Here is a 19,192-nt window from a genome sequence, read left to right on the forward strand (position 1 = left end):
AACATTCACGTTAGATCCATAAGGAGGCTAAATTGTGACTCGAAATGCTGTTCATGCGGCGGCTTCTCTAAGCCTTGTTCTTGCTCTCGATCCAGTTTTTCAGGACCTGCGATGTCTGATAAGGTTCCTGCTTCACCTTCTCAATAAGTTCGAGCTGGTTCACCGACTGGCTAGCAATTTTCGCTTTTTGAGCTGCGAGCATTTTCTGCACCTGCTCTTCCGGCGACTCCAGCGGCTCGAACTGCGGCAGACTTTCAGGCCTCAATGCCTTCAGAAGCGGCCTTACGACGAATAGGAGCAGCGCAAGGAATCCGAGGCCGATCAGGCCGTTTTTCAACAGTGACACGAACACTGGAGCGCTCCACCAGGCAGGAGAGGTTTCACCTACCTCTTCCATCTCCTGGAAGGGGATGTTTGCAACGGTGACCTGATCGCCGCGTTCAGCACTGAATCCGACTGCGCTTTTGACGAGCGCTTCGATCTTCTGCAACTCCTCCCCCGTCCTGGGCTGGTATTTCAGCTTTGCCGCGGTTGCGCCCCCCTTTTGGGCAGCAGGAGCTTCATATTTCCCATCCACGAGGATAGCCACCGAAACTTTGGAAAGCGTTCCAACAGGTTCGATAGTGCGAGCCGTGGAACGGCTAACCTCGTAATTGAGAGTCTCGTCGCTCCGTGAACCGCCACCTGTCATGCCGGAGCCCGGGGCTGTTCTGCCCAGGTTGGTTTGTACTCCCGGCACTCCAGCGGCGACATTGGTCCCGCTATCCTTTTCCTCGCTTCGCTGCTCGCTGCGCACTGCCGCAGAATCTGGGTCGTATCTCTCCTCGTACTTCTCGACCTGCTTGAAATCGAAGGTCGCCGATACCCGTGCAACTGACCTTTCTGCTCCGACAACCTTGTCCAGCAATGACTGCAGGCGCTCTTCCATACTTTTCTCGTAGGCGCGCTGAGTCTCCTGCATTGTGCTCGTCATCTTGCTGGTTGCATCGGAGGGAGAAATCCTGCTCAGAACTTTGCCGCGTCCATCTAGTACGGTGACATGCTCAGGCTCAAGCCCCTCCACCGAAGATGCCGCAAGGTGAACGATCCCCTGTACGTCGTTTTCTCTAAGTGACCGGTTAGCTTTCATCTTTAGAACTATGGAGGCTGTCGCCGGTTTTTCGTTTTCCATAAACAAGGATTTTTCGGGAATGGCAAGATGTACCCTGGCCTGTTCGACCCCGGAAATCTGGGATATGGTTCGTGCGAGTTCCCCCTGAAGAGCTCTCTGATAATTCAGTTTCTGCACGAACTCCGTCATGCCGAAGTTTTTCCGGTCAAAAATTTCGAAGCCTATTCCACCTCCCTGGGGAAGTCCTTCCGAAGCAAGCGAGAGCCGCAGGTCGTAGACCTTGTCAGCAGGCACGAGGACGGCCTTGCCGTCAGACGCAATCTGAAACGGGATCTTCTGTTCCTTCAGTTTTTTGACTATTTCGCCGGCATCTTCACTGGTTAGGTTGGCAAACAGCGGCTTGTAATCCGTCTTGTTGGCAACCATGATCATGACAGCGAAAGCCACGACGGAAAGAGCTACTACTCCGCCAACAATCCAGCGTTTCGCCGGAGGAAGGGCCAAAAATGGTTCAAATAATCTGCTCAGACTCTCCGGCATTGGTCTCCACCATCATACATACGTCACCTGCAAAAGTTCTTGATCAGCACCAGTTGCCTGGAGCTACCGCAATAGCCTCACGATCAAACCGGCATTCTCATTATTTCCTGATAAGCTTCAACCGCTTTGTTGCGAACTTGCGTGAGAAACTGGAAGGATACGCTCGACTTCTCCATGGCTATCATGACCTCGTGGAGACCCTTGGCCTCCCCTGTCATGAGCTTCTGGATGGCACCGTCGGCCTCACGTTGCGCCGAGTTAACTTTGCCTACCATATCACCGAGAAACTTGCTGAAATCCTCGGTCGGAGAAGTTGGCTTTGCTGTCCCCCCGCCGAGTGGCAGAGCCTGTCCGAGTGCTGCGCCTTCTATTTGATTGATCATTCATTTCCTCCATGTACCGTGCGGAACTTTTATAACTACCTGCCCAGTTCGAGTGTTTTCAGCGCCATGTTCTTGGCAGCCTGCGCGGCAGTCACATTCGCCTCGTACGCTCTCGTAGCTGAAATCATGTCGGCCATTTCTTCAATGACATTTACATTCGGAAGTGCAACGTATCCTCGCGCATCCGCATCAGGGTGTGAAGGGTCGTACTGCATCCGCGGTGGATTCTTATCCTCTGTTATCTGCACCACCTCTACGCCTGCAGGCCCCTTACGGTTTGCCCGCCTCAGAGCATCACTGAAAGGTTCGGCAACAGGAGACGCGGAAAACACCACATCTTTCCTTTTGTAAGGCCCGCCTTCGGCCGTTTTGGTAGAATTGGCATTCGCAAGATTGCTGGAAATCAGGTTCATTCGGGTGCGCTCGGCTGTCAAAGCGGAAGAACTGACATCCATTGCGGTAAAGAAATCCATTAGTTACCTCCCTTGATGACCTGCTTGAGCCCTTCGAATTTTTTTGCAAGTATCTGCACCGAAGCGTTGTACATTATCTGGTTCTCCATCAGCTTCGACATCTCGTTCTCAAGTTCGACGGCGTTGCCGTCTCGACCGATGGCCGACGCGGGAGTATCGACCACCGTTCCTTGTACCCCCTGAATATCGTTGGCCCTGCCCTTTAGAGGAATGTGCCGGGGATGAGTTATCGCAGGAGTAGCACCCGCTTTTCCGCCCGCTTTTAATGCCTGCTTAAGTTCACCCTCAAATGAAAGAGTCGACGGCACATATCCTGGTGTCTCCGCGTTGGCAACATTGGCCGAAAGATGATTATGATTTCGGGCTCGCAGGTCCAGGCTCTTCCCGAGAAGATCTACGGTAGTACTGAATATACCTTTCAACGGCATGTCGACTCCTTTCCACCCCATGAACAGCAATTCCTGTACCAGGAGACATTACCCTGTCTTTTCGGTAGCATAGACATGCGGAGACAATAACAGGAGGTGTTTTGTATTTCAGCCACAGTCATTTTTTTGACGTAAGTTGCTGACGTACATTTTTCTCCACCCGTTCCCGCCACTCGACATCTGCCAGGCATTCCCCCGCAAGCTTCTGCCAAACCGGGTCCGAACCCTCCTTGACGCTCTTTTCCCAATAACTTCTGGCTTGGTCATGAAGCCCCGCCTGCTGGCAGAGCTGTCCCAGCTTGTAGAGGAACTGGTCCCGCTGCTCCGGCAGTGCATCTTCTAGCCCCTCACGTAGCCACCTGATGGCGCCTTTTCGATCTCCGGCAGCAACTCTGGACGACGCACAAACATAGTAGGCATCGGCAAGAGTCGGAAATCTGGCACCATCCCCCCTGGTCTCTGAAATGAAGCGTGCCATCGCCTTCTCGGCTCCCGTCCATTTACCCGTATCCGACAAGGCTTTTCCAAGGAAATAATGGCTCTCGGGGGAAATGGCCTTACGATGCTCTCCCAGTAGCGGTGTGAGCTCCGCCACTACCCCGTTCATGTCCTGTTTCCTGTAGCAGAGTCCACCGAGTATTTCTCGTACAGCCGGTGCCGCAACATCCTTGGGAAAGCGATCGAGGAATTCCCGGGATTTGTCTTCTGCCAAGGGATAATCGGAAATAGAAAGAGCATTATCGATGATCCGCCTGAGCATGAACGGCACTCCCACTGCCCATTCGCGGGAACTGAGATCGGAAAAGAGAGAATTTTGATTTTTTATCGTGCCGGCAGTGCGGAAAGCAACGTCGAGCCGTAGGGGAAACTCGGCATCCGTGAAGCATCGGGAGAGGTAATCCTTGTGATCAAGAGCCAGCGCTACGAGTCCTGCCTGGTCCTTGGCTTCATGCAGTTCACGGCCGCGGATGAGTAGAAGTTCTTCCCGCATCGACTTGGCTATATTGGTGAATACGCCCCGCGGGTACCTTTTCTCGTAGCTCACGACGAGGCTCAGGCCATTGTCTGCGGGTCCATAGAGCGACTGAAGTAGTGCAGCTTTGAAAAGCGCCTCTTCACGGATGGAAGCGTCCCCGGCCTCGACCGAAAGCTTCTTGTATTCTTCGAACAGGGATGCGTAGGTGTCGATCGTAACGCCAGGGAAGCGCCTGTCTGCTAACTTAAGCGCGGCGTGGTTGCCCGCTTTTGTTTTCGGAAAATGCTCGTACACAGTGCGATAAATCGCCACCGCCTCCTGATCATGCCCCTGCCTGCTGAGAATGTCGGCAAGACGCACAAGAAGCAAGGGGGCATAGTATTTGTCGGCCACAGAGCATATCATGCGGCCCAGCATCTTCCTGCCGCCGGGAAGATCGCCGCTTCGTACCATGCTGTCCCCGTAGTAGAAACTCATGGATGGATTCTGCTCCATGTATTCCGGCCAGAGCCGTTCCCCCCGCCGGAATGCCTCAAGAGCCTCGGAATACTGCTGAAGCACATAGAGGGCCTCTCCCAGACGGTATGTTGCAAGCGCCCGGACCGGTGTCTCTCGCTCGGTGAAAAAAGAGAAAATCTCCTTCGCCTGAGCTGCATTTCCCTTATAAAGCGCCGCTTCCCCGGCCAGGACCAGGTTGGTCTCCTCCGGAGAGAGCAATGCGAGAAGTGCCCGCCGGTCCGTCGGATGAAAAGGAAGGTTAGCCTTCAGCGGGGGATCGAAGTTGCGGACGAGCTCTCCGGCCCCTTTCCATATGTTCTCCCGGCCGGCAGGAAGCTCCGAGTACGTGCGTGCCGCCACTGCAGGACCCACATCAATCACAACGCGGGTCATCTCAGTGTCCCATATCGTACGGTAGACAGGAGTGCCCTTGGCAGGTATGACCACCCGTACATCCTCACCGCGTGTCGATATCCGAACACCTGCTATGTTTGAATCCGAGTAATGGCGCAGCTTCTTGTGGGGCGAAGAGACGGTGTTCCTGAAAGTCAGACTGATACTTCCCTGCGGAAGCACAGCAAGGCTGTAGTTCGGAACTCTATCGAACTGGAACGAAATGCGGGTATGTCCCGATCGCGGACGAACCACAACTTTCGTGACGGATGCAGGGTCTTCAGCCGCTGCAGTTTGTAGCGGCAGCATCGACAGGCAGAAGGCAAGCGGTAAAAATGTTTTGCCCCTCAAAAAATTAATAATTGGGACCACAGGCATACTTCTTCCTCGCGAGCAGGCAATACTCCAGCCCTCACAACGCAAATGCCATGCCACACATCACGCCATAAAAAGTTTGAAGTTTCAGGAGGTTATATATACAAAAAGGGGGCCGTTACGGATAAGTCAAAATAAGGGCACGCATATGGGGGGTATATTTGACGCTTCAGGCAGCCTTTATCAGCCGTGTCACCTTTGTAACCAGTTCTTCTGCACTGAAAGGTTTCATGATGATATCACGGGCTCCATACTTAAGGGCCTTCAACACCTTGAGCCGCGTCCACTTATGGGCGCACATTATGATAGGAACCGGAGCGTCCTGACATAGTGCATTTATTTTTATGCAAAGAGCAAGATCCTGATCATCGGGGTCAGACACACCTATGACTGCGACTTTTGCCTCATTCTGGCTAAAGATTCCCTTTATGTCTTCCTGTAAGGATCCATCGACAAGCTTTAGCCCTGTACTCGCTAGAAAACTCTTTACATGCTGCCGATCAAGTTCGTCGTCATCCAGTATAATTACCGCAGCTCCACTTTCAGCGGCGGATTCTTCCAGTTCCGATGCGGGAGCAGCTTCCTCTTCAGGGGCTTCTGTTTTGTCAGCCTCCGCCGTCTCCTCCACAACCGGGTCGGGCATCAGGAGGTTCGCAAGGACTATCGGAATCAGAATGTTCAACTGGTCCATCTCCAGCCCGTCCATCTGCAACTGGGAACGAAACATGATGTACTCGCCGGTTGGGATGGGCTCTTCATCCGAAAGCTCGTCAACCCCCGGAATGAATTTCTTCGGGGCCAGCAGCTTGAGGTGAAGCTTGCTCGGAAACTTGGGCTGCAGGACAGAATTGAAGGAGCCGATAACCTGGTTCATGATTTCTCCGAACGCATCGGCATCATCCGGCTCCATAATGGCCAGCTTACGTTTTTCTGAAATACGGGCAGGTGGAATGCCGAGCAGCATGCTGCTCAACAGTATCGCATCTCGCAGCGAGAAAATCATGTAGAGCTGGCCGGGATAGTCTTCCCGCGACTCCACACCCACAGCGAAGATGGCATCTTCCATCCCGGTAAAGAAACTCTGCTTGTTAGTATTTACCGCGTCACAATCACGGATTTCGAGTCCCTGCCCGAGTAGCAGACTGCTCTCTTCACCAGCCTGCTTCATTGCTGCATTCAGAACTTCTTGCAGTTTCCCGACGTCTGCCATGGTGGTCCCGTTATGCTTCCTTCTTTAGTTTGAGCCCGACGAGGAAACGCTCTCCCTCGTTAACGAACGGAACGATTGTACATTCAGATTCCGACATGGCATTTACAGTGTATTCCTCTCCGGAGATTACCGTGGGGATGGAGAGGTTGATGTCGAGACCACCTTTTGAAAGGATCTGCTTGACGTATCCACCGAGCATGTTGGCGATCTCGCCGAGAGCATCGTTGACATCCTCGCCTACTTCTTCCACATCCATTCCCAGCATGTTGGACGTGATCCGCAGGGCAAATGTCTGAGGACAATGGATCGAAAGGATACCGGTGTAGGTACCGGCAAGTCCGACCATGCCGGTTACACTACAATGAAATTTGGTAACAGGTTCTTTAAGGGGATACGAATCCTCCAGGTCCATCATCACCATTGTCCCAAAGACTTCCTTAGTGGCATTGATGATGTATCCAGCGAGTTCATCTTCGTTGATGTCAGCGGAATTCGAGACCGCGGCATTAAGGGTCATCATATCAACCCTCCCAGTTTCTCGTTGAGCTGTTCAGGGGTGAACGGCTTCTTGATGCTGTCACTCGCACCGTTGCTCATTGCCTCCTTGAGGATGTCTTCTCCCCCCTCCGTCGTAATCATCACGATGGGAACCTTGCTTCCATTGGCGCGCACCTGCTTGATGAACTCAAGGCCATCCATGTTCGGCATGTTGATGTCCGACAGGATCAGATCAACTTTGTTGGCACCGAGAGCATTGAGTCCCTCGATCCCGTCTCCCGCTTCGAAAATATCATCGACTGGCAATCCTGCCTGACGGAGCGAGCGGGAGATAATCTTCCTCATGGTCGAGGAATCGTCTACGATCAATACATTTGCCATTGCATCTTCCTCCTTCGTTTTGCTATTTCGATTATCACGCAGCCTTCAGGCGCCGCACCAGCTGCTCAACCTCAACAGTGGCACGGGCCGCACGGCCGGCAAGTTGTTCCACCTCATCCATTCCTGCTGAGGCATCAGTTTCATCTTCGAGACTTTTGAGAGCAAGCTCCAAGGCCAGCAGGTTCGCCTGCTCGACCGTTTCTTCAAGCTCCGCAATGATCTCCTTAAGAACTGCAGCGTCCAATACCTGGCCAGTCATATTCCCTCCCTGGATGTTAACTCTTTCGAGTAGCCGCGGCTCCCTGATTGACGACAGCGGGCAATGCACGTACCGTTCCCGTAGCCTTCAGACAACACCTTTGCCGTTCAGGTATGGTCCATACTTCTTGTCTTCCCCTTGAATGTGCTTTACGAGCCACTCCTTTAGAAAGCTCATGATGTTTTGTGTAAGGGGAGCACTACCGTTCTGCAGGTTCTTCTGTATATCCAGAACCTGCATTACGAGCAGGTTATGCTCCTTCTTGTGGTGTTCGTAATCGGGGTAGTTGTGCAGCTTCATAAGCTTTTCTTCTGTTGCAAAATGGCTACCGGTGTAATCGATGAGCGACTTGAGCACCTCTCCGAGCACCTGGCTTCCTTTACCAACCTTCATTGCATCGTGCAGCGTGTTGATCATCTCAATGAGTTTTTTATGCTGATCGTCTATCTGCTTGATGTTGACACGATAACTGTCGCTCCAGGAAAGTAGGGCCATAACTCCTCCGTACGAATGGGATAGTTCGATCTATCGGCGTTAAATGCCGTTTCTTGAATCAATCAGGCCGCAAGCTTGAAGCGCCCCACAAGCCTCTGCAACTCCGAAGCAAGTCCGGCCAACCTTTCCGCTGCCTGGGCACTGTCTTTGGCACCACGGGAAGTCTCTGAAACGACCTCCGAAATCCGTTGCACGTTCTGACTTATCTCAGCGGTTGTCGCTGTCTGCTGTTCCGCCGCCGTCGCTATCTGGTTAATCTCCATCGTCACCGAGTTTATCTGGTCAAGTATCTCCTGTAGCGCCTCTCCGGATTTAGCCGCATCGCCGGTCCCCTTTTCGACCTCGCGCACACCTTCATCCATGGATGCGACCGCACCCTTTGTCTCCTGCTGAATGGCCTTGATCATCTCTCCGATTTCGCGCGTCGCCTTGGTCGTCCTTTCCGCCAGCGCCCGCACTTCATCGGCCACCACAGCAAAGCCTCTTCCCTGTTCACCGGCTCTGGCAGCTTCGATCGCAGCATTTAGAGCAAGCAGGTTGGTCTGGTCAGCAATGTCTTCTATGGTGCCTATGATCTTGCCTATCTCGTCGGAACGGGCTCCGAGTTGTTCCACCGTTTGCGCCGATTCTTTGACTCTGGCAGCAATCCGGCTCATAACCCGCACTGTCTCCTCCACTACGGCAGTACCTGAAACCGCTTTCTCGTTGGCTTTTTGAGAGGATTCGGCAGCCATCATGCAGTTTTGAGCGACTTCTCCATATGTTGCAGCCATCTCTTCAGTTGCAGTCGCGACCGTTGTTGCCTGCTCGGCTACCGTAGCCGTTCCGGATGCCATATCTTGTGAAACTGCTTGAACCTTTCCCGCCGCAGAAGCTACTTCCTGAGCATTCTCCGCAACCTGCGAGATGATCACCTGCAGTTTCTCTACAAAGGTGTTGAAGGAGTGCGCAAGGTCACCGGCTTCATCATCTCGGTCGATGGGAATACGCCGCGTCAGGTCCCCTTCTCCTGCCGCTATTTCATGGAGATTGTCACGAACCCTTTTCAGGGGACGTGTGATCCCGAGGCTCACCGAAAAAGCCAGAAGAAGCGAGACCGCGCCAAGGAGCAGGGTCGCCAGAACAATACCCCAACGAAGCCGTGCAACACCCGCATGCACGTCATCCACATAGATCCCGCTGCCGATGATCCACCCCCACGGGCGGTAGAGCTTGACGTACGAAATCTTGTCAACCGGTGCATTTTCTCCCGGTTTAGGCCACATGTAGTCGACGAAGCCTTCCCCTTTCGCCTCGCATACCTTCACGAACTCCCGGAAAAGGTATTTACCCTGAGGGTCTTTGTTAGTATTGAGATCTTTGCCGTCCAGCTCCGGTTTGGTGGGATGCATGATCATCCGGGGGGCAAGGTCATTGATCCAAAAATATTCATTGCGCTTGTAACGCAAATCCTTGATGTCAGCGGCGGCCGCTTGCTGGGCCTGCTCCAGGGTAAGTACCCCCGTCTTCACCTTCTCCCCATAGTCCTGGATGATATGGTAGGCGACCTCGACTACTTGTTGCGTCGCCTGCTTCTTTTCCTCCATCAGATACTTTTCGACCAGAGGAAGCAGGTAAAACATCGCAGCGGCAACGATCAGCAAGACGCTGATCAACGTGGTGCTCATGATCTTCTGAAGAATCCCCCAGTTTCTGAACCTTCGAATCTTCATCACATATACCTTCCATAGTAGAATTCGCCCTTAAAGGCGTCACAGCAACAAATCCACTTGAAGGAGAAGCTTCCGGAAAGGCCTTTCCTCGCTCCAAGCGGTATGGAATTATTCAGCTGGAAGAATGACGGTGAAGCGGCTGCCGGTCCCTTCACGACTTTCCACTTCAATGGTGCCACGATGGGCCTCGACGATCGCCTTGCTGATGGCAAGACCAAGACCTGTACCCTTGTAGCCCCGGGCGCTGCTCGCCCGGTAGTACTTGTTAAATACCCGGTGGAGATCTGCCTCGGGAATGCCTATGCCGGTATCGGCTACCGTGACCGCGACAGTTTCACCCCTTCGCTCTGCCGTAAGGGACACGCTTCCTTTGCGGGGAGTGAATTTAATTGCATTTCCTACAAGGTTAGAAAAAACACGTATGATTTGCTTCCGATCCACGCGAACTGCAGGTATATCAGGCTTGATAACGGACGAGAACTGGATCCCCTGAATCTCCGCCTCCCGCGCCAGATCGCGACAGCAGCTGGCGAGAACTGCCTGAAGATCGGAAAATTCCTGATTGACCGAAACGAGTCCGACTTCGAGACGGTAGGCATCAAGAACATCGTCGATCATCCCCAGCAGCCGGTAAGAGTTCCGGTCCAGCTCCTCCAGGCACGACTGGAGAGATTGATCTACCTTGCCTAGCATCTCCCCCTTCATTGCCTGAATGTAACCCATCATGACTGTAAGGGGAGATTTCAGGTCGTGGGCCATCATCGCCACAAACTCCTCTCGCTGGCGGCGCTCGCGCTTCTCCTCGGTAACATCCCTGAACTCCACAAGTTCAGCTGAAACTCCGTTCTCCAGAACCACTTCCGTAGATCTTACGAGCAACAAGGAGCCGTTTACCGCAAGCTCCTGCGGCATCTCCCGACAGTTCTCGCTAAGCACTTTGTAGAGGGGGGTACGCAAGGGAAGCATGTCGACCCGCTTGCCTAGAACCTCCTCCTTGGTCACTTTGAGCAGTCTTTGACCTCTGCTGTTAATGGACCTGATGATACCGTCATCCCCTACAAGAACGACGCCTATGGAGACAAGATCGATAAGATCCTCGGCCCCCATTGCGCCATCCTGATATTCGACAAATTCATGCTGCCATGCAGCCGTCAGAGGTACGTTTCCCATGGTGTAGATTATCGGGGAAGGAAGTTGTGACTTTAGGGTTTTTTGCTGCAGAAAGGGTGCTGTATCGGGACTGGTTCGAAGTAGGCGGAGAGCTGCAGGCTGAGTAGGTATTTTGGGGAGTGTCAGGGGTGGGGGTTGATTTCGAGCATCTTAACCATCTGAGTGATGAGATCGGTACGTAGGGAGTAGCAGACTTTAGCTCCCTCGCGCCTGGCCACCAGCACGCCGTTCTGCTTCATCACCTTGAGGTGCTGGGAAACGATCGCCTGGGGCATCCCGAGACACTCCCATATCTCTTTCACGCATGCGCATTTGTTGTTGGCGAGACCGGCGGCAATACGCAGCCGCACCGGGTGTCCCAGCGTCTTGAAGACCAGCGACATTTCCTTCAGTTTTTTCTCCATGTCCATCCGTTACCTTTCCACCGGGAAACCGTTTCGAAACCAGCCGACGATCCCGTCGCTCATGTTGTAAACTTCACCATACCCTCTGCTTGCGAGAAAACCCGATACGGGAACTGAACGAGAACCGACGGCACAATAAACCAGTATCGGAACGTTTTTCGGCAATTCGGTATAGCGCCGCTCAATGCTGCCTACGGGAATCAGCTTCGCTCCGGCTATTCGAGCCTGGCGGTATTCCTCTGGTGTCCTCACGTCAAGGAGCACGACGTCCGGGCGCTTTGCCGCCAACTGCCTTGCCTGACCCGAAGTAATGTTACGATACGCTGCAGCAAGCGCCGCAGTTGCAGCAAATACTAATAAGATCACTGAAAACGATATAATGCAGTTTTTCACTGTGCCCTTCCCGCTCCCGCTGAACGGCCGACTCCGCACGCAAGAGTATCGGCGTACTATACCAGAAGCTTGATCAAATTTCTAAAGTAAATCCTACCTGGGCCGGATGGAAATGCCCCGGGAATTCACGAGACAATCGAGCCGCAGCGGCAAACCCGGTACAGTGGCTCCCGCAGATTTTCTTTATTCGGTAGCCGTGGAGCCTCTTCACCGTCTCATCCAGCTGGAGAGATGAGCAGAAACCAAGATGTGTGCCCCCCACCACGGCATATATGTCATTCCTCCCCAAGGTGCGGGTGACATGTTCCAGGGTGTTGATGATTCCGGCATGGCAACAGCCGAGCAGAAGAACGATCCCTTTATCGCAGCAAATTACCAGGGATTGATCATCGAGAATATGATCCGGCTCGCATCCAGCTTCGTCACAATAAAGACCGCTGTCGCCATGTTCGAATGAAGTAAGTCGGGGGATGTAGCCGGTCACAAAGATATCGGCACCTATTTCCCGAAATTCCGCCGAAAGATCGAAAACGCACCCCTTCCGTTCCAACTCCTCCTTCTTGTAAGGCATACCAATGGATATCCTCTCCCCCGTATCCTTCACGCGATATCGATCGGTGAAAATTCCCGGATGAGCCGCTACCACTTTTCCCCCGCACTCCGTCAGAAGGGGAAGAAGGCCTCCGGTATGGTCGTAGTGGCCATGGGAAAGAACGACTCTTTGTATAAGGCTCAACGGCCGGTTGAGGCGTCTGGCGTTATGCAGAAGCGTCGCGCCCTGGCCGCAGTCGAACAGAACCGCTTCAGCCTCACTTTCGATCAGCGCCGCGAACCCATGCTCGCCAAGCGTCCCGGATATGGCGCCTACGCTGTTTTCACATAGAATCGTGATACGGCGTTTCATGCCTGCATTCGCTGGCCTGGAAACCTCGGCACTCCTAGCTTTTCCAGAAATGTAATCATCGGGCACCAGTTGCTAAAGCCCGACTGAAAAAGGTTGAGTCCGACGAACGCCGTGAACCACAACCACTTCTCGCTGTGCATGTGTGCGAGGATGAGTGAGATCAGTATGAACCCGCCCGCGATGATCCTCAATAACCTGTCGATATACATGGCCATCTCCCAATGCCGATCCGGCTCATCCTCTCCGCAGCAGTTCCGCCACCTTCCCAGCCACGCTCCCCGTGAGGGAAGGGCATATTTTCTTCCCGCCCGTTGTAATGATCCTGCAACAGGTAGAGCCGTACCGCTCCTTGAACCAAATATGAAGTTCCCTCGTCAGCACGTTTACCTTCTTCTTGTCCCCCCCCAGGACGAGACCGATGGCCATCGTCCCTCCACTCACCGCTCCACATATGCATCCGGAGCCGGAGCCACCCCCGAAACCTGCTGCAAGCCTGACGACGTCTTCCGGCGTCTCCGGTGAAAAGTGGTTGCGGATGGTGTAAAGAACGGCTTCGGCGCAATGCATCTTGCCGGTTCTGAAATAACCTTCCGCGTCAGCTCCCACGCGGGTTGGAAAATCAGTTTCCGCCGTGTCTTCCGTCTCTGCCTTTCTTCGCCACAAGAACATCTTTACTCCTTTACCCCACCGGTGCGGCCTCATGCCGCTGCTTCCACGACTGTACCATATAGTAGAGAATGGGAATAGTCACCCGCGAAAGGGTGGTGGACGCTATTTCGCCAAACATGAGCGCCAGGGCGAGCCCCTGGAAGATCGGGTCGAAGACTATAACGAAGCTTCCCACTATCACTGCCGCTGCCGTTAATAGCATCGGCCTGAAGCGGACCGCTCCGGCATCGATTATCGCTTCGTCCAGGGGCATCCCCTCACGGCGCCGCAACTCGGCGAAGTCGATGAGAATGATCGAGTTGCGCACGATTATCCCTGCGAGAGCAATGAAACCGATCATGCTCGTGGCGGTGAAAAACGCACCGAACAGTGCGTGCCCAGGCAGGATGCCGATGAGCGTAAGCGGGATCGGTACCATTATGACCAGGGGAGTCGTAAAATCGCGGAACCAGGCAACCACCAGTATGTAGATCAACACCATGACCGCCGCGAAGGCAAGCCCCAAGTCGCGAAAGACTTCGTAGGTTATGTGCCATTCACCGTCCCACTTGATCCCGGGGCGATCCTCGCTCCAAGGCTGGACAGCGGCCCGCTGATCGATCCTGTAACCTCCTGGAAGGGGAATCCCGTCGATCTCCTTCTTCATTTTAAGGATCGCATAAACAGGGGCCTCGATCTCTCCGGCAACGTCACCCGTAACATACACGACACTGCGCAGGTTCTTACGGTAAAGACTCTTGTTCTCCTCGCCCCTCACCACCTTCACGAGCTGGGAGAGGGGAACGGGGCCTTTGGCTCCCGGCAGATAGATAGCTGAAAGAGATGCCAGCGACGTCCGCTGCTCCACTGGGAGCCGGATATTCAGGAACACCGGCTCCTTCTCCTTAGGAAGGTGGAGAAGTCCCGCATCCGTCCCGCTTACCGCAAGCCGCACGGCGTCGACCACGTCCCCTGCCGCAATGCCGGAGAGGGCCGCCTTCTCCCGATCTACGGCAAAGGTATATTTTTCCCGGTCCTCCTCCACGTACCAGTCAGTATCCACAACCCCAGGAGTATTTTTGAAAATTTCTCTCGTCTGCCTGGCTATGGAGTGACGGCTCTCCTGATCGGGGCCGTAGACCTCCGCCACAAGAGTCGAAAGGACCGGCGGGCCGGGTGGTATTTCCGCAATCTTGATGCGAGCCCCGTACCGGTCGGCGATAGGTTTCAAATGGACCCGTATGCGTTTCGCGAGGTCGTGGGACTGGTCGCTTCGCTCCTTCTTGTGGACGAAGTTGACCTGAAGGTCGGCGACATGCGGAGCTTGCCTGAGGTAGTAGTGCCGGACGAGCCCGTTGAAGTTGAAGGGAGAGCTGACACCAACGTATGTCTGGAAATTAACCACCTCCGGAACCTTCTGGAGTGCATCCCCGAGTTCTGCTGCTATCTTCGCCGTATCCTCCAGCGGCGTGCCGTCGGGGGCGTCGAGGATCACCTGAAGCTCGTTCTTGTTGTCGAAGGGGAGCATCTTCACCGTTACGAGCCTGAAGTAGAGCATCGAACAGGAAAGAAGGAGAAGTAGCACCACTGCCGTCAGGAACGAGTACCGGAGCCTTCTGCGGTGAATGAGGGCTCCCATCATCTTTCGATAGAAGCGGGTAAGCCTGGAATCTTCCGGTTCCGCGGCATCGTCATGCGATGCCCCCTTCATCAGCCGGTAGGCATAATAAGGAGTGACGATGAACGCTATGAACATCGAAAGCAGCATCGCCGTGCTGGCGCCGATGGGAATGGGACGCATATAGGGGCCCATCAGCCCGCCGACGAACCACATCGGAAGGATCGAGGCGATCACCGCAAAGGTGGCGAGTACCGTGGGATTGCCGATTTCGTCCACTGCACGTATGGCCGCCTCCAGCGGCCTGAACCTGGTGGTGGTGAAGTAGCGGTGAATGTTTTCGACAACGACGATGGCGTCGTCAACCAGTATACCTATGGAGAAAATGAGGGCAAAGAGGGTTATCCGGTTAAGGGTATACCCAATCAGATTGAAGACCAGCATCGTAAGGGCCAGGGTGACCGGAATGGCTATTGCCGCCACTGCGCCGGCCCTCCACCCCATGAAAAGGGTGATGAGGATGGTCACCGAAATAGCCGCGAGAAACATATGGAAGAGGAGCTCGTCGTTCTTCTCCTTGGCAGTCTCTCCGTAGTTCCGGGTTACCGTTACCTGGACCTCCCCCGGGATCACTTTTCCCCTGACGTGCTCCACCCGTTTCAGGAGAGCCTCCGCCACGCGGGTCGCGTTCGCTCCTTTCCGCTTGGCCACCGATATGGTCACAGCCGGATACCGGGCTTCGCCATCTGCAGCCGCAGACAATCCACCCGCTGTATGAGATTTCGCAGCAGGTCCTGTCGAAAAGAAGACATAGTCCTTCGGCTCCTCCGGGCCATCCTCAACGGATGCGACATCGGAAAGATGCACAGGCTTCCCGTCATGGACAGCAACCACGAGCCGTTTCACCGCATCGGCATCAGAAAGAAAATTCCCGGTATCCAGGAGGTAGTCCCGATTGCCGACAGCGACGGAACCCGCAGGAAGAACCTTGTTTCCCTTCTGCAGAGCGCCCACCACCTGGAGGGGGGATAAGCGGTAGGCTGCAAGCCGCCCCGCATCCAGCCGCACCCGGAGCTGACGGGACAGCCCACCTTTGATTTCGGTTTCCGCGACATCCTGCTCCTTTTTCAGCTCGTCGCACAGCTCAGCCGCAACACGGCGCAGTTCATAATGACCATAACGTTCGGACCAGAGGGTGAGGGTAACGATCGGAACGTCGTCGATCGATTTCGGCGACACCATCGGCTCCCCTGCTCCCGGGGGGAGCAGAGTCCGATTGCTCATCACCTTGTTGTAGAGCTTTACGAGCGATTCCTCCATGTTCTGGCCTACCAGAAACCTGACCGTCACGATTCCCATGCCAGGCCTGCTCATGGAGTAGACGTATTCCACCCCCTTTATCTCCCACATCTTCTTCTCGAAGGGGATGACCACCCGCTCCTCGACCTCTTTAGGAGTGCTTCCCGGGAGAGGGAGGTAGATGTCCACCATGGGCACGGAGATCTGTGGTTCCTCCTCCCGCGGAGTAGTCGTCACCGCGTATATTCCGAGGAGAAGCGACGCCGCCACAAGAAGAGGCGTGAGTTTGGAGTCGATGAACGCGCGGGCTATCTTCCCCGCGAACCCTAGGTTCGTCATAGCCTGCTCCTGCCGCTGAACAGGTTTTTCATTGTTGCACCCGGGCGCCTTCCGCCACCTTTTCACCTCCACCGGTGACCACTCTCTCTCCGTGGGCCAATCCGGAAACGATCTCAACCCGGCCTGCCAGCTCACGCCCCGTTTTTACAAGCCGCAGCAAGGCTGAGTTGTCGGTTCCCACGACCCATACATAGGAAAGCATTCCCCGCTCCAGAAGCGCTCCTTTCGGGACGACAATGCCGCTGCTCCTACCCACTGCGATTCTGGCCCTCCCGAACATGCCGGTGCGGAGCCCGTTCCCGGTGATATCTATCTTAACGGTCGCCGTCCTTGTGTCAGGATCGGCCACGGGAGAAACCTCCACCACCCTCCCATGCAACGCATCCCCTACACCGTCCACCGAGACCTCCAGCTCCTGCCCCAACCTCAGCCCCGAAGCAAGGTTGTCGGGAACCGACGCTTCGAGGCGGTAATGCTTCTCCTGCTCTATGGTAACGAGTGGGGTCCCGGGAAAAACCGTTGCGCCCGTTTCGACCGCTTTTGCCGTGACAATGCCGGTCATTGGAGCTGTAATTTTCGAGTACCCGGCTATGGTGCCTGCCGCCCTAGCCTGCTCTCGTGCCTGAGCAAGCCGAGCCTCGGCACGCGAGGCACCCTGCTCCGCTACGTCCCGCTCCGTCAGTCGGGTCTCGTACTCCTGCCGCGTCACTGCCTGCTCAAGGTAGAGTTTTTCGAACCTGCGGAAAGTATCTTCAGCAAGCTTGCGTCGGGCCAAAGCTTCTTTCACTCCCAGACTGGCCTCTTCCACGGCAGCAGCAGCACCTGCTGCACCGGAAGCATTCTCATCTGCCTGTACAGTTACGAGGAGCTTTCCCTTCGAAACGCGTTCCCCTTCCCTGACGTGCACAGCCGTAACAGTACCCGCAACACGGGCAGCAACGGACGCGACGACAGCCGACCTGACGGTACCGGTGGCGGCGAAGAAATCGGTGATCTCCTCCCGACCCACCTGCTGGATGGCTACACCCCGCACCGTCGGAGGTGCTGGCGGAGGAGCATTGTCGTGTTTGCCGCTGCATCCCGAAGAGGTCAGCAATACTGCATAAATGCCCGCCACAGCGGCTCCGGCCGAAAGCCTTTTCACCTCATCACCTCCTGAAGAAAGATCCCAGCGGCCCTGAGAACTTGGGCGGATGCCAGGATCGCACCGTTCTCAGCGTTGACTACCTGGGTCCTCCCCCTGTTAAGGGAGCTCTGTGCATCGAGGAGGTCCGCCATCGTTGCCAAAGAGTTCTCGAACCTGAGGCTCAAGAGCCTGACCGCCTCCTCAGCATCCCGTACCGCATGCCGGGCTACCTCCAGGCGCTGCCTCGCCTCCTCTCGCCGCAAGAGCGCCTCCTCCACCTGGAGGGCAGCTTCCCGTCTCAAATCTTCAAGAGAACACGCCGCGGCATTCCGCAACGCCTTCGCTTTGGAAAGTTCCCGGTAGCGGCGAAACCCGTCGAAAATTTCCCAGCGAAGGGTCAGTCCTGCCGCCCACGAGTCGTTGTCGCGGCCGAAAGGGTAGTCCCGGTCGTTCATCTGGAATGCGGCGTTTGCGTACAGCGTCGGAAGATAGGTTTTAAAAGCGAGATCTACCCCCGCATCCGCCAGCGCGACTGCCGCCTCACCTTCCTTTAAGTCCACCCTCCGGTCCAGTGCCGACTGCAGCAACTCCTCTGCACTCTCGGTGGCGACGGCAAACTCGGCGATATCATGCACATCGACCAAAACCCCGGGCTTTTCCCCCATCAGACGGGCGAGGCCAAGCTTTGCGAGTCTGACGTTGTTTCTTGCCGAAAGCCGTAGCTGCTCCATTTCGGAGAGAAATGTTCGGGCCCTCAGTTCGTCCGACTTCAGTCCAGTTCCGGCAGCGCTCCGCGCTACCGCGACGCGGTAGTGCTCCGAAGCGTTCCGCACCGCATCTTCCGCCGAAGCGGCCAGGGCCTTGGCGAGCCTGATTTCGAGAGCTGCACGGTACGCCGCAAAGACAACATCCTCCCGCCTCCCGGCCAGCTGAAGATCGTGCTGATCAAGTTCCTTATCAGCCAGTTCGACACCACCTGCGATACGCGCATCAAATAGAGGCAATTCCAAGGAGACTCCGGTGCGGAAATCGCCATGAGAAGAGGGATTATTGAGATTGTCGATTATAAAATCCTGCTCGGTGAAACGTCCCTGATCGAGCTTCATCATGAACGTCCGGGTCGGGGCGTTGGAGACGGATCCGCTCTCTTCGATGGCGATGCTCGGGTAGTAGCGGCTGCGCCGGCTGGCCGCTGCATGCTCGGCGGCTGTTCGCCGATGGCCAGCCGACCGAATTACGAGGTTTCGCTCCAGTGCGAGGCTGATAGCCTCACGGAGAGTTACGGTGCGCTCCGCGCTCCACGTAACGGAGGGGGGAACCAGCGCCAAAAATAGAAGAACTGCCGCTGCTGCCTGATTCATCGTCGCCTCTGGCTGACAAATATATAGCGAAAAATATATATATGAGCGTCGCTTGTCAAGCAGTTTAATTATACCTGCTGCAGCACAAGTTGAAACCGCTCCGGAAATTAGGTCCGAGAAACCTTCAGCGGAGCCGTTCCATAGATACATGGAACATTTGACAAAGACATGAACGGCACTTAGACTGGGCAAAACTTC

The 19,192-nt window shown here is 55.0% G+C and carries 20 protein-coding genes; all 20 read right to left on the reverse strand.

Going from position 1 to position 19,192, the window contains the following annotated elements; genetic code table 11:
* Nucleotides 1-67 precede the first annotated feature (67 nt).
* A complete protein-coding gene (gene fliF / locus CFB04_RS12380) occupies nucleotides 68-1,651 on the reverse strand; it encodes a flagellar basal-body MS-ring/collar protein FliF (protein ID WP_088535562.1) in 1,584 nt (527 codons plus the stop codon).
* Between the two features lie 83 nt (nucleotides 1,652-1,734).
* Complete coding sequence (gene fliE / locus CFB04_RS12385) at nucleotides 1,735-2,034, reverse strand: flagellar hook-basal body complex protein FliE (RefSeq protein WP_088535563.1); 300 nt, start codon at nucleotides 2,032-2,034, stop codon at nucleotides 1,735-1,737.
* A 35-nt stretch (nucleotides 2,035-2,069) separates the two neighbouring features.
* Complete coding sequence (flgC, locus tag CFB04_RS12390) at nucleotides 2,070-2,507, reverse strand: flagellar basal body rod protein FlgC (protein ID WP_088535564.1); 438 nt, start codon at nucleotides 2,505-2,507, stop codon at nucleotides 2,070-2,072.
* The gene (gene flgB / locus CFB04_RS12395) at nucleotides 2,507-2,935 is read right to left on the reverse strand and encodes a flagellar basal body rod protein FlgB (RefSeq protein ID WP_088535565.1); all 429 of its coding nucleotides are present in this window, start codon (nucleotides 2,933-2,935) and stop codon (nucleotides 2,507-2,509) included. The genes flgC and flgB overlap by 1 nt, the downstream gene beginning before the upstream one ends.
* 118 nt (nucleotides 2,936-3,053) lie before the next feature.
* Nucleotides 3,054-5,180 (reverse strand): tetratricopeptide repeat protein, encoded by a 2,127-nt coding sequence (locus CFB04_RS12400; RefSeq protein WP_088535566.1) that lies wholly within the window; start codon nucleotides 5,178-5,180, stop codon nucleotides 3,054-3,056.
* A 166-nt stretch (nucleotides 5,181-5,346) separates the two neighbouring features.
* Nucleotides 5,347-6,387 carry a response regulator gene (locus CFB04_RS12405; RefSeq protein ID WP_088535567.1) on the reverse strand — a complete coding sequence of 347 codons (1,041 nt, stop codon included), beginning with the start codon at nucleotides 6,385-6,387 and terminating at the stop codon, nucleotides 5,347-5,349.
* A gap of 10 nt (nucleotides 6,388-6,397) precedes the next feature.
* On the reverse strand, nucleotides 6,398-6,904 hold the full coding sequence (locus tag CFB04_RS12410) for a chemotaxis protein CheX (RefSeq protein ID WP_088536818.1): 507 nt from the start codon (nucleotides 6,902-6,904) through the stop codon (nucleotides 6,398-6,400).
* Nucleotides 6,904-7,266: a response regulator gene (locus CFB04_RS12415; protein WP_088535568.1), complete on the reverse strand. Its 363-nt coding sequence runs from the start codon at nucleotides 7,264-7,266 to the stop codon at nucleotides 6,904-6,906. Before CFB04_RS12415 ends, CFB04_RS12410 begins: the two co-directional genes overlap by 1 nt.
* 34 nt (nucleotides 7,267-7,300) lie before the next feature.
* Complete coding sequence (locus tag CFB04_RS12420) at nucleotides 7,301-7,525, reverse strand: hypothetical protein (RefSeq protein WP_088535569.1); 225 nt, start codon at nucleotides 7,523-7,525, stop codon at nucleotides 7,301-7,303.
* Between the two features lie 87 nt (nucleotides 7,526-7,612).
* The gene (locus CFB04_RS12425; RefSeq protein ID WP_088535570.1) at nucleotides 7,613-8,020 is read right to left on the reverse strand and encodes a bacteriohemerythrin; all 408 of its coding nucleotides are present in this window, start codon (nucleotides 8,018-8,020) and stop codon (nucleotides 7,613-7,615) included.
* Nucleotides 8,021-8,082: 62 nt separating this feature from the next.
* A complete protein-coding gene (locus CFB04_RS12430; protein ID WP_088535571.1) occupies nucleotides 8,083-9,732 on the reverse strand; it encodes a methyl-accepting chemotaxis protein in 1,650 nt (549 codons plus the stop codon).
* A 108-nt stretch (nucleotides 9,733-9,840) separates the two neighbouring features.
* Nucleotides 9,841-10,902 (reverse strand): ATP-binding protein, encoded by a 1,062-nt coding sequence (locus tag CFB04_RS12435; RefSeq protein WP_231934173.1) that lies wholly within the window; start codon nucleotides 10,900-10,902, stop codon nucleotides 9,841-9,843.
* 122 nt (nucleotides 10,903-11,024) lie between these two features.
* The gene (locus tag CFB04_RS12440) at nucleotides 11,025-11,306 is read right to left on the reverse strand and encodes a helix-turn-helix transcriptional regulator (protein WP_088536819.1); all 282 of its coding nucleotides are present in this window, start codon (nucleotides 11,304-11,306) and stop codon (nucleotides 11,025-11,027) included.
* 9 nt (nucleotides 11,307-11,315) lie between these two features.
* Nucleotides 11,316-11,699: a rhodanese-like domain-containing protein gene (locus tag CFB04_RS12445; RefSeq protein ID WP_088535573.1), complete on the reverse strand. Its 384-nt coding sequence runs from the start codon at nucleotides 11,697-11,699 to the stop codon at nucleotides 11,316-11,318.
* Between the two features lie 73 nt (nucleotides 11,700-11,772).
* A complete protein-coding gene (locus CFB04_RS12450) occupies nucleotides 11,773-12,603 on the reverse strand; it encodes an MBL fold metallo-hydrolase (RefSeq protein ID WP_088535574.1) in 831 nt (276 codons plus the stop codon).
* Nucleotides 12,600-12,812 carry a DUF2892 domain-containing protein gene (locus CFB04_RS12455; protein WP_088536820.1) on the reverse strand — a complete coding sequence of 71 codons (213 nt, stop codon included), beginning with the start codon at nucleotides 12,810-12,812 and terminating at the stop codon, nucleotides 12,600-12,602. The genes CFB04_RS12450 and CFB04_RS12455 overlap by 4 nt, the downstream gene beginning before the upstream one ends.
* A 25-nt stretch (nucleotides 12,813-12,837) precedes the next feature.
* Nucleotides 12,838-13,272 (reverse strand): C-GCAxxG-C-C family protein, encoded by a 435-nt coding sequence (locus CFB04_RS12460; RefSeq protein ID WP_088535575.1) that lies wholly within the window; start codon nucleotides 13,270-13,272, stop codon nucleotides 12,838-12,840.
* A 10-nt stretch (nucleotides 13,273-13,282) separates the two neighbouring features.
* On the reverse strand, nucleotides 13,283-16,507 hold the full coding sequence (locus CFB04_RS12465) for an efflux RND transporter permease subunit (RefSeq protein ID WP_088535576.1): 3,225 nt from the start codon (nucleotides 16,505-16,507) through the stop codon (nucleotides 13,283-13,285).
* A 28-nt stretch (nucleotides 16,508-16,535) separates the two neighbouring features.
* On the reverse strand, nucleotides 16,536-17,651 hold the full coding sequence (locus CFB04_RS12470; protein ID WP_231934174.1) for an efflux RND transporter periplasmic adaptor subunit: 1,116 nt from the start codon (nucleotides 17,649-17,651) through the stop codon (nucleotides 16,536-16,538).
* The gene (locus CFB04_RS12475) at nucleotides 17,648-18,994 is read right to left on the reverse strand and encodes a TolC family protein (RefSeq protein WP_088535577.1); all 1,347 of its coding nucleotides are present in this window, start codon (nucleotides 18,992-18,994) and stop codon (nucleotides 17,648-17,650) included. The genes CFB04_RS12470 and CFB04_RS12475 overlap by 4 nt, the downstream gene beginning before the upstream one ends.
* Nucleotides 18,995-19,192 lie beyond the last annotated feature (198 nt).

It is taken from the genome of Geobacter sp. DSM 9736, from assembly GCF_900187405.1.
Taxonomy (GTDB): Bacteria; Desulfobacterota; Desulfuromonadia; order Geobacterales; family Geobacteraceae; genus DSM-9736.

Excerpts from the sequence above, each read along its gene's own strand:
- fliF (WP_088535562.1), bottom strand. The coding sequence starts at position 1,651 with ATGCCGGAGAGTCTGAGCAGATTATTTGAACCATTTTTGGCCCTTCCT.
- fliE (WP_088535563.1), bottom strand. The coding sequence starts at position 2,034 with ATGATCAATCAAATAGAAGGCGCAGCACTCGGACAGGCTCTGCCACTC.
- flgC (WP_088535564.1), bottom strand. The coding sequence starts at position 2,507 with ATGGATTTCTTTACCGCAATGGATGTCAGTTCTTCCGCTTTGACAGCC.
- flgB (WP_088535565.1), bottom strand. The coding sequence starts at position 2,935 with ATGCCGTTGAAAGGTATATTCAGTACTACCGTAGATCTTCTCGGGAAG.
- CFB04_RS12400 (WP_088535566.1), bottom strand. The coding sequence starts at position 5,180 with ATGCCTGTGGTCCCAATTATTAATTTTTTGAGGGGCAAAACATTTTTA.
- CFB04_RS12405 (WP_088535567.1), bottom strand. The coding sequence starts at position 6,387 with ATGGCAGACGTCGGGAAACTGCAAGAAGTTCTGAATGCAGCAATGAAG.
- CFB04_RS12410 (WP_088536818.1), bottom strand. The coding sequence starts at position 6,904 with ATGACCCTTAATGCCGCGGTCTCGAATTCCGCTGACATCAACGAAGAT.
- CFB04_RS12415 (WP_088535568.1), bottom strand. The coding sequence starts at position 7,266 with ATGGCAAATGTATTGATCGTAGACGATTCCTCGACCATGAGGAAGATT.
- CFB04_RS12420 (WP_088535569.1), bottom strand. The coding sequence starts at position 7,525 with ATGACTGGCCAGGTATTGGACGCTGCAGTTCTTAAGGAGATCATTGCG.
- CFB04_RS12425 (WP_088535570.1), bottom strand. The coding sequence starts at position 8,020 with ATGGCCCTACTTTCCTGGAGCGACAGTTATCGTGTCAACATCAAGCAG.
- CFB04_RS12430 (WP_088535571.1), bottom strand. The coding sequence starts at position 9,732 with ATGAAGATTCGAAGGTTCAGAAACTGGGGGATTCTTCAGAAGATCATG.
- CFB04_RS12435 (WP_231934173.1), bottom strand. The coding sequence starts at position 10,902 with ATGGGAAACGTACCTCTGACGGCTGCATGGCAGCATGAATTTGTCGAA.
- CFB04_RS12440 (WP_088536819.1), bottom strand. The coding sequence starts at position 11,306 with ATGGAGAAAAAACTGAAGGAAATGTCGCTGGTCTTCAAGACGCTGGGA.
- CFB04_RS12450 (WP_088535574.1), bottom strand. The coding sequence starts at position 12,603 with ATGAAACGCCGTATCACGATTCTATGTGAAAACAGCGTAGGCGCCATA.
- CFB04_RS12455 (WP_088536820.1), bottom strand. The coding sequence starts at position 12,812 with ATGTATATCGACAGGTTATTGAGGATCATCGCGGGCGGGTTCATACTG.
- CFB04_RS12460 (WP_088535575.1), bottom strand. The coding sequence starts at position 13,272 with ATGTTCTTGTGGCGAAGAAAGGCAGAGACGGAAGACACGGCGGAAACT.
- CFB04_RS12465 (WP_088535576.1), bottom strand. The coding sequence starts at position 16,507 with ATGACGAACCTAGGGTTCGCGGGGAAGATAGCCCGCGCGTTCATCGAC.
- CFB04_RS12475 (WP_088535577.1), bottom strand. The coding sequence starts at position 18,994 with ATGAATCAGGCAGCAGCGGCAGTTCTTCTATTTTTGGCGCTGGTTCCC.